Below are 12,821 nucleotides of genomic sequence, written 5' to 3'. Positions count from 1 at the left end.
AAACAACGCGCCGGGCGGCTGGACAGGCACCAACATCTGGACGGCTGCGCCCACGCCTTCAGGCAACGCGGTGGTCAGCCTCACCCTGGGCCATGTGCTCGACGAATTGGGCAGCGCCGTTTACCGCATATCGGCGGCGGTGCTGTGAGGCGGGTGGGGCGGGTGGGGCGGGTGGGGCGGGGCCTGCCTGGCCCTTGGGCCACGGCGGCGTGCTCGCTTTCATCAGCAACCCCATCCTGCCATCATGCGCGCCTTTAGAGGTGCCGTGGGGCAAGGGTAATCGGTTACGGGTTACGGGTTACGGGTTACGGGTTACGGGTAATGGGGTCACTGTTGACTTCAAACACCCAATACCTCAGCCAGACGTTTGGTTGTTGTGCGAGTCACGCCAGTTGCGCTGTCTGCGCAGGTGTGGGAATTCCAGATGGGTCAAAGCTCTGCTTCAGACCAGACCTGGTCTGCAGCCAGAACCTGGGCAGGTGACCACACCGCACAGGGCTCCAACACCAGCCGCATGGCCAGCCTGGCCGAAACACTGGCGCTGTATGCGGCCAATTTTGGTGGCTTCGGTAGCGTCAATACGGTGGGTGCGGTGGAGGCCATGAGCAACAGCACGTCAACCACCACCGCTGCTGGCGAAAACAACGCGCCGGGCGGCTGGACAGGCACAGGCACCAACATCTGGACGGCTGCGCCCACGCCTTCAGGCAACGCGGTGGTCAGCCTCACCCTGGGCCATGTGCTCGACGAATTGGGCAGCGCCGTTTACCGCGTATCGGCGGTGCTGTGAGGCGGGTTTCATGGCCCTGTGTCAGTGCAGGCATTGTGCATGCGGTTTGGGGCAGCGTGATCGTGCCTTTGTTGCAAACCGACGTCCACCTCAACACGGGTGGTCAAGACAGTGGACGCCAAGCACTCAGGCCGGCCTGGACCCTGGACTTGCAAGTTGAGTGATGAATTGTTGATTTTCTGATTTTTTACTGCATTTAAGGCCAGCAAAAAAACCATCGAACCACATGACGTTCATGGGTTTTTTCATCACGATGCAATCTGCAGGTAATTGGCCCCAAGTCTGAATTTCGTCGTGGCTCATTGCCGACAAGACCATGATGATCATGTTGTCAAATTGGGGATTTTTACGAAGCATGCGCAATAACTCAAACCCATCAGTGCCAGGCATATCCAGATCAGTGATGAGTAAATCGGGTTGTAAATTGGACATGTCCATCAAGGCTTCCAAGCCTGTGGACATGGATGTGCAATCTATGGGTGGATTGGCTCTTTGGCAATGGCCGCGCAGCATCTCACGACAAATGGTGTCATCTTCAACGATCAAAACGCGCCATCGAGAATGGGTCGGTTCTTCTTGCGAAATGTTGTATATCTTTAAATAACTTCGAATGGATTTCATCGAAATTCGACGATGACCGCCTTGAGTCTTCCATCCTTTCAAGTCATTTTTTTCAACAAGTTTTTGAACTGTACCTACGGATAAACCAAGAAGTTTGGCTGCATAAGAGGTGCCGCAGCAGTCTTCTGGTGAACCGATTTCGGTGCTGTGAAATTTCATTGAATAACAGTAGTGTCCGGTCTGCAATTTGTTTTGATTGACCACTGAGATGCAGGAAGCCATTTCCTTTGTTAGGTGAACGCCTTGGTGCCAGCATGTGTTGCGCAGGTCACCCCACGCGCGTGCCTGCGCTGAAAAAACCCTCAGGTGGCGTCACTTGTGGCGTAAACGATTGGTCATCAACAGTTGCAGCAGCAATGCCCTGAACACAATTCGACTGAGTGCGCTTTCTTTTTGCAAGATTTGTTGCAAGCCTGTTGCGGTCAGTTCCATGCAGACGGTCGGTTCTTTGGCCCGAGCCGTTGCGCTGCGCACGCCCGCTCTGAGCAGGGCCTGCTCACCAAAGGGCTGGCCCGCTTTCAAGGTGACAAACACCTCTCCACTTCGGCTGTCGATCAGTTCGACGCTGCCTTCTTTGATGATGTAGAGTTTGTCGGCGGGTTGGCCAGCCTCAAAAAGGTGTTCGCCTGTGGCAAATGAAATTTCACTGAAGGCGCTCATTTCAGTTTTTCAGGAACGCTGCTGAGGTTGAGTGTGCGCATGATGGTGCTTCGATTGATGCCTCTGAGGCCAATATGACATGAGTTGAGGGTGTTGAAGACTTTGTGCGGAATGATGCTGGCGGTCACAACGGTCAAGGCTTTTGCGCTCATGTTGTGCGGCAGGTTGGCCAAACCCGATGCCAGTCCGAGTACCGCGCCTGGGCCGACTCGGTAAATCAGTCCGTCGGTTCGCAGTTCGATGTCGCCTTGACGAATGATGTAGCCTTGCGTCACGGCTTGTCCAATTTCGAACAGCACTGTCTCTGGTTTGTAAGCGGCCGTGTCCAGCGCCAGATCTTTGATCAGTTGGTGGTAGAGCCGCTCTTCACTGCTCATGCCATGTTCGTTGTAGGCCTGTAATGCTTCCAACCCATCAGGGTGCAAGGAGCCGATGAGCCCGATCTTTTTCAGGTCGATCGCAAAGTCGTAATGGGATTTTTCCATGGGGTTAATCCTGTTGTTTCAATGAGGTCAGTTGTTGTTCGACTTGCACTTGTATGCCCAGGGCTTTGGCGGTTGGGCTCGAAAAATGCGCGTTGTGCAAAAAATCGGCGCGGCCAGCGTTTGTGGCCACCCGGGTGTGGCCCGCAAATTCAGCACATTGCCACTCACGCGCCAGCGCATCACTCAAGCCCGGACCAAATTCAGACGTTGCGCTGACATAAATATCGGCTTCATTGAGCAGGACTTGTGCCCATGGGGCCTCCCACGCAAAGACTTGGTCTGCAATGCGTTGGTGGTTCAAGTGAACGCTCTGTGCGTCGGTGCCAAGGATCCAGCTCTCGATGCGTTGTCGCCAGATTGAAGGCAGTGTTTGTGCAATGTGCTGCACCCCTTGCCAGGAGGCACGCTCTATTTGAAATGCAAATTGGTTCACGCCACCCGGGTGTTTGTAGTCATGCGCTACGGCGGCGGCCAACAAGGCGCTAGACCAGGTGTTGTCTTCGTGTGCTGCATGGGTGGCATGCAGGATGTGCAGCATGGTGGTCAAGACGATCAATACATCGGCCGTGTGCAGGCGGTTGTGATAGGCCGGCTCGGTGGGGCGCGTGTTGCCTGCAAATTGCTGCTCGATGTCGTGGGCGACCCATTGGGCAAATTGGTTCAGCACGATGGTGTCGTCATCGGTTGTCTGCTCAAGCCTCAACGATTGTTGGCAGAGCGTCAAAATGCGGGGCAGGCCCTCCCAGTGGGCCGGCCAATTCATGCGCAGATGACGACAAGCTTGGTGCAGGCCTTCAGACCAGTTGTTGGGGGTCAGGGGCAGTTGGTTCACGGGCGGCAGGGGTTAGGGGACGCGTTGGCCCTGAACAAAGAAAGTCTCCAGAGGGCCTATGCCTTTGATGGTGATGGCTCCGCGCTCTTGCAGGACAAATTTGTTGTCGAGTCTTTCAGCCGTTGCCGGTGAGATGTGAATCTTGCCTACGGCACCGGTTGATTCCATGCGACTGGCAACGTTGACGGTGTTGCCCCACAGGTCGTAGGTGAATTTGTGCATGCCGATAACGCCAGCCACGACCGGGCCGCTGTTGACCCCCACCCGAATTTGCAGCTGCGTGCCGTGCTGATCGTTGATGCTTTGGATGGCTGACAGCATGGCAAATGCCACATTCACAACAGCCTGGGCATGGTCCTCTCGGGGCTCGGGCGCACCCCCCACCAGCATGTAGCTGTCGCCAATGGTTTTGATTTTTTCCACACCCGCTTCGCCCACAATGGCGTCAAAAGAAGAAAATATTTCATCGAGCATGTCGACCAGTTTTGCAGCCGACATGCCTTTGGACAGTTCGGTGAAACCGACCAGGTCGGCAAACAGCACCGTGACATCCTGGTGCGCATCGGCGATGCGCTTTTCACCGCCTTTTAACCGCTGTGTGACCGATGTGGGCAGGATGTTGAGCAGCAGGTTTTCCGTTTTGTTTTGTTCATGCGCCAGTTGTTTGTGCTGAATTTGCAGCTGTTGGCGTTGCATGGTTTCCAGATCGCGCAAGCGTTTTCTCTCAATGGAGGTGGTCAGTCGGGCTTTGAGCAGCACGGGACTGAAGGGTTTGGGCAGGTAGTCTTCTGCCCCCATTTCGATGCAGCGGACGACGTCTTCGATGTCTTGTCCCCCTGAGATCACAATCACCGGAAAGCCGCGCAGTTCGGGCTTTTTTTGCATGTCTGCCAGCACTTCCAAGCCGGTCATTTCGGGCATCTCGATGTCGAGCAGCATCAGGTCAAATGCTTCTTGACTGAGCAGCTGCAGGGCTTCGCGGCCATTGGATGCGAGTTCGATGTGCTCGATGCCCAATTGGCGCAGCGATCGGGTGATGCCCATGCGCATCAGTTTGCTGTCGTCGACCACCAAAAGCCGGGCGCCTTGGAGCATGGTTTGCGTTTTGGCGGTGTGTGTTTGTGCTGCCTGTGCCAGGTGGTCCAAGGCGTTTGTCGTGTTGTTCATGGGTTGATGCGGCTCATGTGGGGAGTTCGGCCAAGGCTTCCAGCAAGGCCTTGGGCATTTGTTCGAGCATGACCAACTTGTCAACCACGCCCAGATTGACGGCAGCACGGGGCATGCCGTAGACGACGCAACTGTCTTCATGTTCGGTCAAGTTGATCCCCCCCACTTGGTGGATGGCGTGCATGCCCAGGGCGCCATCGCTGCCCATGCCGGTGAGCAAGATCGCCAGGGTGTGCGCGCCTGCGGTTTGTGCAGCCGATCTGAACAAAAGATCGACAGCTGGGCGGCAGTGGTGCACTGGCGGGCTTTGGGTGAGACGGGTGCGGTAGCCGTGCGCGTCGGCCACCACCATGAGGTGGTGGTTGCCGGGTGCAATGAGGCATTCGCCGGGCAAGATGGCTTCGTCATTGACGGCTTCGCGCACTTCATAAGGGGTCAGTGTGTTCAGACGCTCAGCCACGGCCTTGGAGAAAAATGCCGGGATGTGCTGCACCACCAAAATGGGCGGCAATCCTTGGGGCAGTGCGGGCAGAAGGCTTCTGAGCGCTTCGACGCCACCGGTGGAGGCACCGATCACGATCAATCGGCGGTCACCAGGTTTGGCATGGCTGGCGGGGTGGCTGACTTGGGCCGGTCTGACCGCTGGTGTGAATGGGGCTTTGGGGTGATGGCGAGTGCGTTGTTTGGCGGCATAAGCTGCTTTGACATGGAATGACAGTTTGGCGGCCAATGCGCCAATTGAGGTGTTGCCGTCGGGTTTGGCCAGAACTTCACTGGCTCCGGCGTCCATGGCCGCGAGCGCGACGCTGGAGCCTTGTGGGGTGAGCGAGCTGATGACCACCACCGCCACTGGCGAGCGTTTTGCGTGCATTTGGCGCAAGTAGGTCAGGCCGTCCATGCGGGGCATTTCCATGTCCAGTGTGATCACATCGGGCTGCAGTCGTTCGACTTTGTCCATGGCGATCAAGGGGTCGTTGGCCATGCCGACCACTTCGATCTCGGGGTCCAGGGCCAGTGTTTCTGTGATGTTTTTTCGGACCAAGGCCGAGTCGTCGATCACCAGGACCTTGATGCGTGGTGTTGTGCCCGTCCACATGGTTTATCGCTTTCGCTGGTAAATGCTGTTGCCAATTCCTTGGAAGGGGTGGGGCGTGCGCAGCAAACTGTCGGAGTGGCCGACGATCAGGTAGCCCCCGGGTTCGAGCACATCGTGCAAGCGTTGAATCAACTCGGCTTGCGATTCGAGATCGAAATAGATCAACGCATTGCGACAAAACACCAGATGCTGTGGCTGGGGAATTCGGTAGTTTTTGTCAAATAAATTCATTCTGTGAAAGTTCACTTTTCTTCGCAGCTCATCTTTGACTTTGCAGCTTTGCGAGAAGGGGCCGCTGCCTTTTTGAAAGTATTTGTGCATCAACGAGGGCTCGGGCAGGCCCAGTCTGTCTATCGGGTACACCGCTTGCCTGGCTTTTTGGATGGCGCGGTTGGAGATGTCGGTTGCGTCAATTTGCCAACGCAGTCCGCTCGGATGTTGCGCAGCATATTCACTCAAAACGATGGCCAGGCTGAAGGCTTCTTCCCCGCTGGAGCTGGCAGCCGACCAGCAGCGCAGAACTTGTCCCGCCGTGGGGCTGTGGCGCAAGAGCTCGTTCAGCAATTGCGAAGAGACTGTCTCAAAGTGCACGATTTCCCTAAAAAAATGGGTGTGATTGGTGGCGATCAGGTCGATCAGGGTGTCCAGTTCTGACTCACGGTGTTTCTGGAGCCAGTGCAGGTAGTCGTCCCAAGAGCTCAGACCCAATTCGCGCAGCCGTTTGCCCAGCCGACTGGACAACAAGACGCGCTTGTTGGGGGTCAGGTGGATTCGGCTGTGTTGGTGGATCAGGCGACACAGGTCTTGGTAGGTCTGGTCGGACATCGGGGGGAGTCGATCCAAGCCCCATTGAGTGATAGCGGCCATGTGAGCGGGTTCAGAAGTCTTTGAAGTGCTGCTCAGACGTTGGCTCGGGTGCATGCAGTTGTGGTTTGTCGCCGTAGGCCAGGTGATTTTGAGCGTGGGCGCGGTGGTGTGTTGCCGCACTGGCGTTGATGCGCTCGCTGCGTTGTTTCAGGGGCGTGATTTTGGGAGTTGGGCGCGTTGAGGGCACGCGGTCTTGTCGACGGATGCTGAAACCCACCACTTGGATGCCTTGCTCGACCAGGTCTTCCACGCTCATGGCTTGGCTGAGTGTTTGTTCTGCAGCATGGGCGATCTGACTGGCACTGTCGGCGGTATCTTGCGCAACTTTGCTCATTTGTTCGATGGCGACGCTGACGTGTTCAATGCCTTGGGCTTGTTCGCGGGCGGCCAAGCTGATTTCGGCGACCAGCGCATCGGTTTTGCCGATCTTGACTTCGATTTGCCCCAAGGATTCGTGGACCCGTTCGAGCGATACGGCGCCCAAGCGGCTGCTGCGGATGGAGGCTTCGATTTTTTCGGCCGATTCGTGGGCGGCCATGGCACTGCGCTGGGCCAGGGAGCGCACCTCGTCGGCGACGACGGCAAAGCCCGCACCTGCTTCGCCTGCGCGAGCCGCTTCCACGGCGGCGTTGAGGGCCAGGATGTTGGTTTGGAAGGCGATTTCGTCAATGCTTTTGACGATTTTGGCGACATCGCTGCTGGAGCGTTCGATGTCGGCCATGGCGGTGGTCATGGCCGCCATGCTGCGCACCCCTTCTTGCGCGCTTTCACGGGTTTGCGTGGCCAGTTGTTTGGCTTGCTCGGCGTTTTGGGCGGTGGAGTGAATCATGCTGGACACCTCTTCCAAAGAGGCGCTGGTTTCTTCGATGGCAGCGGCCTGCTCACTGGCACCTTGGGCCAGTTTTTGGCTGGCCTCGGTGAGTTGGCTGGAGGCCATGCGGCTTTGTTCCGTGCCCTCATAGATGTCTCGGGCCATCCGCATCAAGGGCTTGAGGGAGACTTTGTAGGCCATGAAAAAAATGATCAGAATCAGCACCAGCAAGCCCGCAGAAAACAGGGTCACGCTCCAGATGACTTGGTTCTTGACGGATTCGGCTTTTTCCAAGTTTTTCTCAATGTTTGCGCGGATTTTGGCCAACATGGCCATATTGGCTTCGCGATGGGCGACAAAGGATTCGGTCATCAATTCGAATGTGGCCACGATCTTGGCCGTATCACCCCCGGTCAGAGCAGGCAAAAATTGGGTATTGATCAATTTCAAGTAGCGCTGTACGTGCTTGTCTGTTGTCTCCAGGTCTTTGAGCAGATCAGGTGCAGTCTGTGGGCTGCTGATGTAGCGGTCATAGGCGAGCTTGTACTCCTGCTCAATCCGTGGTGTCTCTGCGATCAGTCGTTTGACGTCTTTGTCGTTGGCGAAGGTGGTCGAGCCCGGGTTTTTGTAGACTTGCACCATGGTTTGCACCACCATGTATTCGGCTTCGATCAAATAAACGTCCGGCGGCATGATCGAGGCCAAAATTTCGTTTTCATGGGCAATGTTTTGGTAAAGGTCCCCGCCGATCTTGATGGGTGCGGTGAAAAAGAAGCTGACCGCTGGAATGCCCACCAAACTGGCCAAAAACAAGATGGCAATGCCTGTGAGTAATTTTTTGAGGTTCAACATGTGCTGGCTCCCGGAGATGTGCGGTGATGAGTGGTTCAAACGGATGGGCAAGGGGTGAGGGTTGGCAGAACCCACGGACCCACAAAATTGAGCAAACGATTCAAATCCAGCAGGGTTTTCACCGTGTCTTTGCTTTTGGCCATGCCGGTGATGAATCGGTTGTCGATGTCGCTGCCAAAATCGGGTGGCAACTCCAGGTCCAGAGGGTGAAAATGCGAGACTTCTTCGACGCTGTCCACCACCATGCCCATCAGCTGTGCTTGGCCTTCTGAAGTGTCAAATTGCACAACGACCACGCAGGCCCGTTCTGTGTTGACCGCTTTGGGTAAGCCAAGCCGTTTTCTCAGATCGATCACGGGCACTATTTTTCCGCGCAAATTGATCACGCCTTGGATGAAGGCGGGCATGCGGGGCACGGGCGTGATGGGACACAGGCGCATGATTTCTCGAACTTTGAGCACGGGCACGCTGTAGTACTCGTTGTGCAAGGCAAAGGTGAGGTATTTGCCCGGATCGGGCACATGGGGGGAGGTCAGTTGGATCATGTTTTGCGGTGGTCTTTTGGGGTTGCGATGCTGGTCAAACCGCTGGGGCGACCATGGAGGGCAGTTGGCCCATGGCGACTGGATCGATGATCAGCGACACACGGCCATCACCGAGGATGGCGGCACCGGACATGCCTTGTTGGTGCCTGAAGGTGTTGCCCAGTGACTTGATGACGACTTCGTGTTTGCCGATCAGACGGTCCACCAAGAGCGCACTTTGCCGGTCGCCCAAATCGACCACGACGACAATGCCGTCGCAGGGGTTGTGGGCCTGGCATGGCACGCCCAGTTTGTCGGACAGGCGGATCAAGGGGATCAGCTTGCCGCGCACGCGGATGACTTCTTCGCTGCCTTGCACGGTGAAGACCATGTCCGGTTGTGGCCGCAGCGATTCGCGAATGGTCAGTGTGGGCACAAGGAAACGTTCGGTACCGACCCCCACCAACATGGCGTCGATGATGGCCAGGGTGAGCGGCAAAAAGATGTTGAACGTGGTGCCTTGGCCTGGCACCGAATCGATGTCCACCCGTCCCCGCAGCTTGTTGATGCTGCCACGCACGACGTCCATGCCCACGCCGCGTCCCGAAATTTTGGTCACCTTGTCGGCGGTAGAAAACCCAGGTAAAAAAATCAGGTTGTAGACGTCTTTTTCACTGGGTTCGCTGCCCAACGGGATGAGGCCGCGTTGATGTGCCGTGTGAAGGATTTTGACGGCGTCCAGACCTTTGCCATCGTCTCGGATGCAGATCAGGATACCGCCGCCTTGGTGTGATGCTTGCAGATGGATGTTGCCTTGGGCCGTTTTGCCAGCGGCCATGCGTTGGGCTGGCGTTTCGATGCCGTGGTCGACGGCATTGAGCATCATGTGGAGCAGGGGGTCAGCCAGTTCTTCGACGATTTTGCGGTCCAATTCGGTGTCTTCGCCGCTCAGGTGCAGTTGGATGCTTTTGTTTTGAGCGGTGGACAGGTCGCGCACCAATCGCCCCATTTTTTGCATGACAGAGCGCAGCGGCACCATGCGCAGCGACATGGCGTTGTGCTGCAAGTCGGTGGTGATGCGTGTGAGCTGGCGCAAATGGCGTTCGAGTTCCCTGTCTTTGGGCGCTTGCACCGATGGGTGCTTCACCACCATGGATTGCGCGATCACCAGTTCACCCATCAGTTCCACCAGCGCATCGAGTTTGCAGGTGTCGAGCTTGACGAAAGCGGCCAGGGGATCGGGACGCCGACTGCTTTTGTCGGGCAAGGGGGCCGTCTGTCCTGTGTCCTTGGCCTCATGCCCGGATGGGGGCGGTGCGCTGGGGGAGGGGACAGGTTCGGGTGCATGGGCGGTGCTGACGGGCGGCACCTGTGGGACTTGCGGCGTTTGTGGTGCTTGCGGATCGCCATTGAGGCAAGCTTGTGCTCGGACCAACAAGGCGGCCGTGGGCACCACAATGGCTTGGCCACGGCCTTCACCTTTGATCTGCCGATCAATGGCATTGACGTAATGCTGCAGCGCGTCGCTACCGGCCAAAATGATGTCGATGACTTCGCGGTTGATGCGCAATTTGTCTTGTCGCGCAGCGTCCAGCAACGACTCCAGCTCGTGCGCCAGGCGCTGGATGGGGGCTATGCCCATAAAGCCTGCGCCGCCTTTGAAGGTGTGAAACGCCCTGAAGACTTGGTTCAAGGTGTCTTTGCGCTGGGGATTTTCTTCAAGCGCCAACACACCTTGCTCGATCTGTTGAAGGAGATCACGCCCCTCGTTGCAAAACTCGTTGAGGAAATCCAAGTCGTCATTCGCTCCCAGTGTGAAACTGGCCTCCTCAGACAGCGGTGTGGACAGCATGACCACGGTCTCTGGTGTCGGTGATGCCTCAGATGGGCCCATGTACAAGGCGTTGCTCAGTCGCTCAAATTTGCTTTGTAAGTCGTTGATTTCGGAAGGACTCAAACCGCTGTGCTGTGAGAGCGCTTGCCGGCACAGGTTCAGCGACCAGTCCAAGTCGCTGCGCGCTTGGGGCAGGGCTTGGGCTGCACCGTCTTGCGCCAAAAGGGATAGCAGGTCTGTCAATGGTTTCAAGTGCTGCGATTGCCCAGGGGTCAGAAATGCCATTTCTGTGGCTATTTCTTGCAGCAATGATTCTTTTTGAGGTTTAATCATGATTTACTCAATAATCTTAAAAAATCACTTTAAAAATGATGAAAATTACAAATTAATGGGAAGAGATATCCGCTATTTGCCGCTGGGCTGACGGCTTTTTTTGCGTTCTGCGATGGAGGTGGGTCGGTCACCTTGAGCCCTTACCGGGTCGTGACCGTGAGTCCAGCACATCTGGGATGTCTGCCCAAAGGTGGCTCCATGGCGTCCTGGCGGGATCCAAGAGGGGGTGATCGTGGAAAATCGGGGGGAAATGCGACGGTGACGAATGTTTCGTCTGTGCTTGAGTGATGAGAAAATTCAATGAAAACAACACCTTGGCGGCTGAGCGTCGCGCCGATGATGGACTGGACAGACCGCCACTGCCGGTTTTTCCACCGCCTGCTGACCCGCCACACCTTGCTTTACACCGAGATGGTGACCACCGGCGCCTTGCGCCACGGCAGCGTGCAGCGGCACCTGCGCTTGAATGCCGAAGAACATCCCGTGGCCCTGCAACTGGGCGGCAGCGATGCGGCTGATTTGGCCCACGCGGCCAAACTGGGCCAAGACTGGGGCTACGACGAGATCAACCTCAACTGCGGCTGCCCCTCAGACCGTGTGCAGCGCGGCGCGTTTGGCGCTTGCCTGATGAACGAGCCGCGCACCGTGGCCGACGGCGTCAAAGCCATGCTCGACGTGGTGGACGTGCCGGTGACGGTGAAGCACCGCATTGGCATTGACCGCATTGAGAGCTACGACTTTGTGCGCGACTTTGTGGGCACGGTGAGCGAAGCCGGTTGCAAGGTGTTCATCGTGCATGCCCGCAATGCTTGGCTGGATGGCTTGTCGCCGAAAGAAAACCGCGAAATACCGCCGCTGCGTTACGAGCTGGCGTATCAGCTCAAAAATGACTTTCCGGGGCTGTTGATCGCGGTGAACGGCGGCATCAAGACCAACGAAGAGATCGCGCAGCATCTGCAGCACGCCGACGGCGTGATGGTCGGGCGTGAGGCGTATTACAACCCTTGGCTCTTGGGCACTTGGGACGCCACTTTTTTTGGCGACACGCATGAAGTGCCCAGCCGCGAAGCGGTGGAAGAGGCCATGGTGACCTACATGGAACGCGCCTTTGCCGAAGACGGCTGCCCCTGGTATGCGATCGCGCGGCACATGCTGGGCCTGTACCACGGCCAGCGCGGTGGGCGTTTGTGGCGGCAAGTGTGGAGCGACCACAAACTCAAGTCCTTGCCCCCGCGTGAAGTCTGGCAGCTGGCCCGGGCGGCGTTGGCGCGGGGCGCGGTGGTGGCCGACTGAGCGTGCGACTCGGGTCGCAAGGCCATGCCCCATGCTTGACGTCGCGTTGCCAAAAGACAAGCATGCCCAGCCCGAGGATACGCAGCAGCATTTCGACCGTCTTGTCCATTGAAAAGCGGTTCATGACGGTTTGTATGCGGGGAGTTTCTTGGGCCTTGAGCGGCGCAGGTTCCCGATGCAGGCGTGCGCTCAGGGGGGCGTTCTCAAGCGAGGGGGCGGGTCAAAATTTTGACCACTTTGGTGGCCAGATCGCGCGGCGTCAAGCGCATGCTTTGCGCCATGGCCCAGTTCATGAAGCCCGGTATATAGACCCGTTGGCCGCGCTGCATGGCGCGGTAACCCAAGGCGGCCACCTCGTTGGAAGTTGGCAGTGTCTTGCCTTTGATCAGGGCCGAGTTGCCCAGTTGGGCTTTGTCCTGAAAGCCCGAGGCGCTTTGTCGGGTGGTCCCGCCCAAAAGCGCGCCTGAGTCTAGAGACCGCTTACTGCGCGGCCTGCAGGCCGTTCGTGAAGTGCGCGGACATGCGCTTGGCCGCAAGTTCGGGCTGGCGCTGGGTCAGGGCCTGCACGATGGCCCGGTGCTCGGCCAGGGATTGCTCAATCCGGCCTTCCTTGAACAAGGAGCTGTGGCGGTTGAGCTTCATCACCTTGCGCAGGT

14 protein-coding genes are annotated in these 12,821 nt (G+C 57.3%); 2 read left to right on the top strand and 12 right to left on the bottom strand.

The genetic code is table 11. The features are described from left to right. Window positions 1–424 precede the first annotated feature (424 nt). Window positions 425–790, top strand: coding sequence for a hypothetical protein (locus ACIQ47_RS11655; protein ID WP_396438277.1), 366 nt, complete (start codon window positions 425–427; stop codon window positions 788–790). Window positions 791–916: 126 nt separating this feature from the next. Here ACIQ47_RS11655 and ACIQ47_RS11650 read toward each other — a convergent pair whose 3' ends face one another. The 10 genes from ACIQ47_RS11650 to ACIQ47_RS11605 form a co-directional block, all read right to left on the bottom strand. Continuing rightward, window positions 917–1,570, bottom strand: a complete 654-nt coding sequence (locus ACIQ47_RS11650) for a response regulator (RefSeq protein ID WP_396438276.1) — start codon at window positions 1,568–1,570, stop codon at window positions 917–919. A gap of 153 nt (window positions 1,571–1,723) precedes the next feature. Continuing rightward, window positions 1,724–2,071: a cyclic nucleotide-binding domain-containing protein gene (locus ACIQ47_RS11645; RefSeq protein WP_396438275.1), complete on the bottom strand. Its 348-nt coding sequence runs from the start codon at window positions 2,069–2,071 to the stop codon at window positions 1,724–1,726. Then, window positions 2,068–2,556: a cyclic nucleotide-binding domain-containing protein gene (locus tag ACIQ47_RS11640; protein ID WP_396438274.1), complete on the bottom strand. Its 489-nt coding sequence runs from the start codon at window positions 2,554–2,556 to the stop codon at window positions 2,068–2,070. The genes ACIQ47_RS11645 and ACIQ47_RS11640 overlap by 4 nt, the downstream gene beginning before the upstream one ends. A gap of 4 nt (window positions 2,557–2,560) precedes the next feature. Next, complete coding sequence (locus ACIQ47_RS11635; RefSeq protein WP_396438273.1) at window positions 2,561–3,388, bottom strand: hypothetical protein; 828 nt, start codon at window positions 3,386–3,388, stop codon at window positions 2,561–2,563. 12 nt (window positions 3,389–3,400) lie between these two features. Then, window positions 3,401–4,555 carry an adenylate/guanylate cyclase domain-containing protein gene (locus ACIQ47_RS11630; protein WP_396438272.1) on the bottom strand — a complete coding sequence of 385 codons (1,155 nt, stop codon included), beginning with the start codon at window positions 4,553–4,555 and terminating at the stop codon, window positions 3,401–3,403. Between the two features lie 13 nt (window positions 4,556–4,568). After that, on the bottom strand, window positions 4,569–5,651 hold the full coding sequence (locus ACIQ47_RS11625) for a chemotaxis response regulator protein-glutamate methylesterase (protein WP_396438271.1): 1,083 nt from the start codon (window positions 5,649–5,651) through the stop codon (window positions 4,569–4,571). 3 nt (window positions 5,652–5,654) lie between these two features. Further along, window positions 5,655–6,518 carry a CheR family methyltransferase gene (locus ACIQ47_RS11620; RefSeq protein ID WP_396438270.1) on the bottom strand — a complete coding sequence of 288 codons (864 nt, stop codon included), beginning with the start codon at window positions 6,516–6,518 and terminating at the stop codon, window positions 5,655–5,657. 10 nt (window positions 6,519–6,528) lie between these two features. Further along, window positions 6,529–8,181: a methyl-accepting chemotaxis protein gene (locus ACIQ47_RS11615; protein ID WP_396438269.1), complete on the bottom strand. Its 1,653-nt coding sequence runs from the start codon at window positions 8,179–8,181 to the stop codon at window positions 6,529–6,531. 35 nt (window positions 8,182–8,216) lie between these two features. After that, window positions 8,217–8,726 (bottom strand): chemotaxis protein CheW, encoded by a 510-nt coding sequence (locus ACIQ47_RS11610; RefSeq protein ID WP_396438268.1) that lies wholly within the window; start codon window positions 8,724–8,726, stop codon window positions 8,217–8,219. Window positions 8,727–8,760: 34 nt separating this feature from the next. Continuing rightward, window positions 8,761–10,791, bottom strand: a complete 2,031-nt coding sequence (locus ACIQ47_RS11605) for a chemotaxis protein CheA (RefSeq protein ID WP_396438267.1) — start codon at window positions 10,789–10,791, stop codon at window positions 8,761–8,763. 381 nt (window positions 10,792–11,172) lie between these two features. Here ACIQ47_RS11605 and dusA point away from each other — a divergent pair, with 381 nt between their 5' ends. After that, on the top strand, window positions 11,173–12,165 hold the full coding sequence (gene dusA / locus ACIQ47_RS11600) for a tRNA dihydrouridine(20/20a) synthase DusA (protein ID WP_396438266.1): 993 nt from the start codon (window positions 11,173–11,175) through the stop codon (window positions 12,163–12,165). Between the two features lie 203 nt (window positions 12,166–12,368). On the opposite strand, the gene ACIQ47_RS11595 is transcribed toward dusA, so the two are convergent. Then, the gene (locus ACIQ47_RS11595) at window positions 12,369–12,620 is read right to left on the bottom strand and encodes a hypothetical protein (RefSeq protein ID WP_396438265.1); all 252 of its coding nucleotides are present in this window, start codon (window positions 12,618–12,620) and stop codon (window positions 12,369–12,371) included. 25 nt (window positions 12,621–12,645) lie between these two features. Continuing rightward, on the bottom strand, window positions 12,646–12,821 hold a 176-nt coding region (locus tag ACIQ47_RS11590; RefSeq protein WP_396438278.1), incomplete at its 5' end, for an FCD domain-containing protein.

The sequence above is a fragment of the Limnohabitans sp. genome, from assembly GCF_044373035.1.
In the GTDB taxonomy this organism is placed as follows: Bacteria; Pseudomonadota; Gammaproteobacteria; order Burkholderiales; family Burkholderiaceae_C; genus Limnohabitans_A.
This window is presented reverse-complemented; position numbering and strand designations above follow the sequence as displayed.

Bases quoted from the DNA above. Each gene is read 5' to 3' on its own strand.
- dusA (WP_396438266.1), top strand. From the start codon at position 11,173: ATGAAAACAACACCTTGGCGGCTGAGCGTCGCGCCGATGATGGACTGG.
- ACIQ47_RS11640 (WP_396438274.1), bottom strand. From the start codon at position 2,556: ATGGAAAAATCCCATTACGACTTTGCGATCGACCTGAAAAAGATCGGG.
- ACIQ47_RS11615 (WP_396438269.1), bottom strand. From the start codon at position 8,181: ATGTTGAACCTCAAAAAATTACTCACAGGCATTGCCATCTTGTTTTTG.
- ACIQ47_RS11625 (WP_396438271.1), bottom strand. From the start codon at position 5,651: ATGTGGACGGGCACAACACCACGCATCAAGGTCCTGGTGATCGACGAC.
- ACIQ47_RS11645 (WP_396438275.1), bottom strand. From the start codon at position 2,071: ATGAGCGCCTTCAGTGAAATTTCATTTGCCACAGGCGAACACCTTTTT.
- ACIQ47_RS11650 (WP_396438276.1), bottom strand. From the start codon at position 1,570: ATGAAATTTCACAGCACCGAAATCGGTTCACCAGAAGACTGCTGCGGC.
- ACIQ47_RS11655 (WP_396438277.1), top strand. From the start codon at position 425: ATGGGTCAAAGCTCTGCTTCAGACCAGACCTGGTCTGCAGCCAGAACC.
- ACIQ47_RS11630 (WP_396438272.1), bottom strand. From the start codon at position 4,555: ATGAACAACACGACAAACGCCTTGGACCACCTGGCACAGGCAGCACAA.
- ACIQ47_RS11610 (WP_396438268.1), bottom strand. From the start codon at position 8,726: ATGATCCAACTGACCTCCCCCCATGTGCCCGATCCGGGCAAATACCTC.
- ACIQ47_RS11620 (WP_396438270.1), bottom strand. From the start codon at position 6,518: ATGGCCGCTATCACTCAATGGGGCTTGGATCGACTCCCCCCGATGTCC.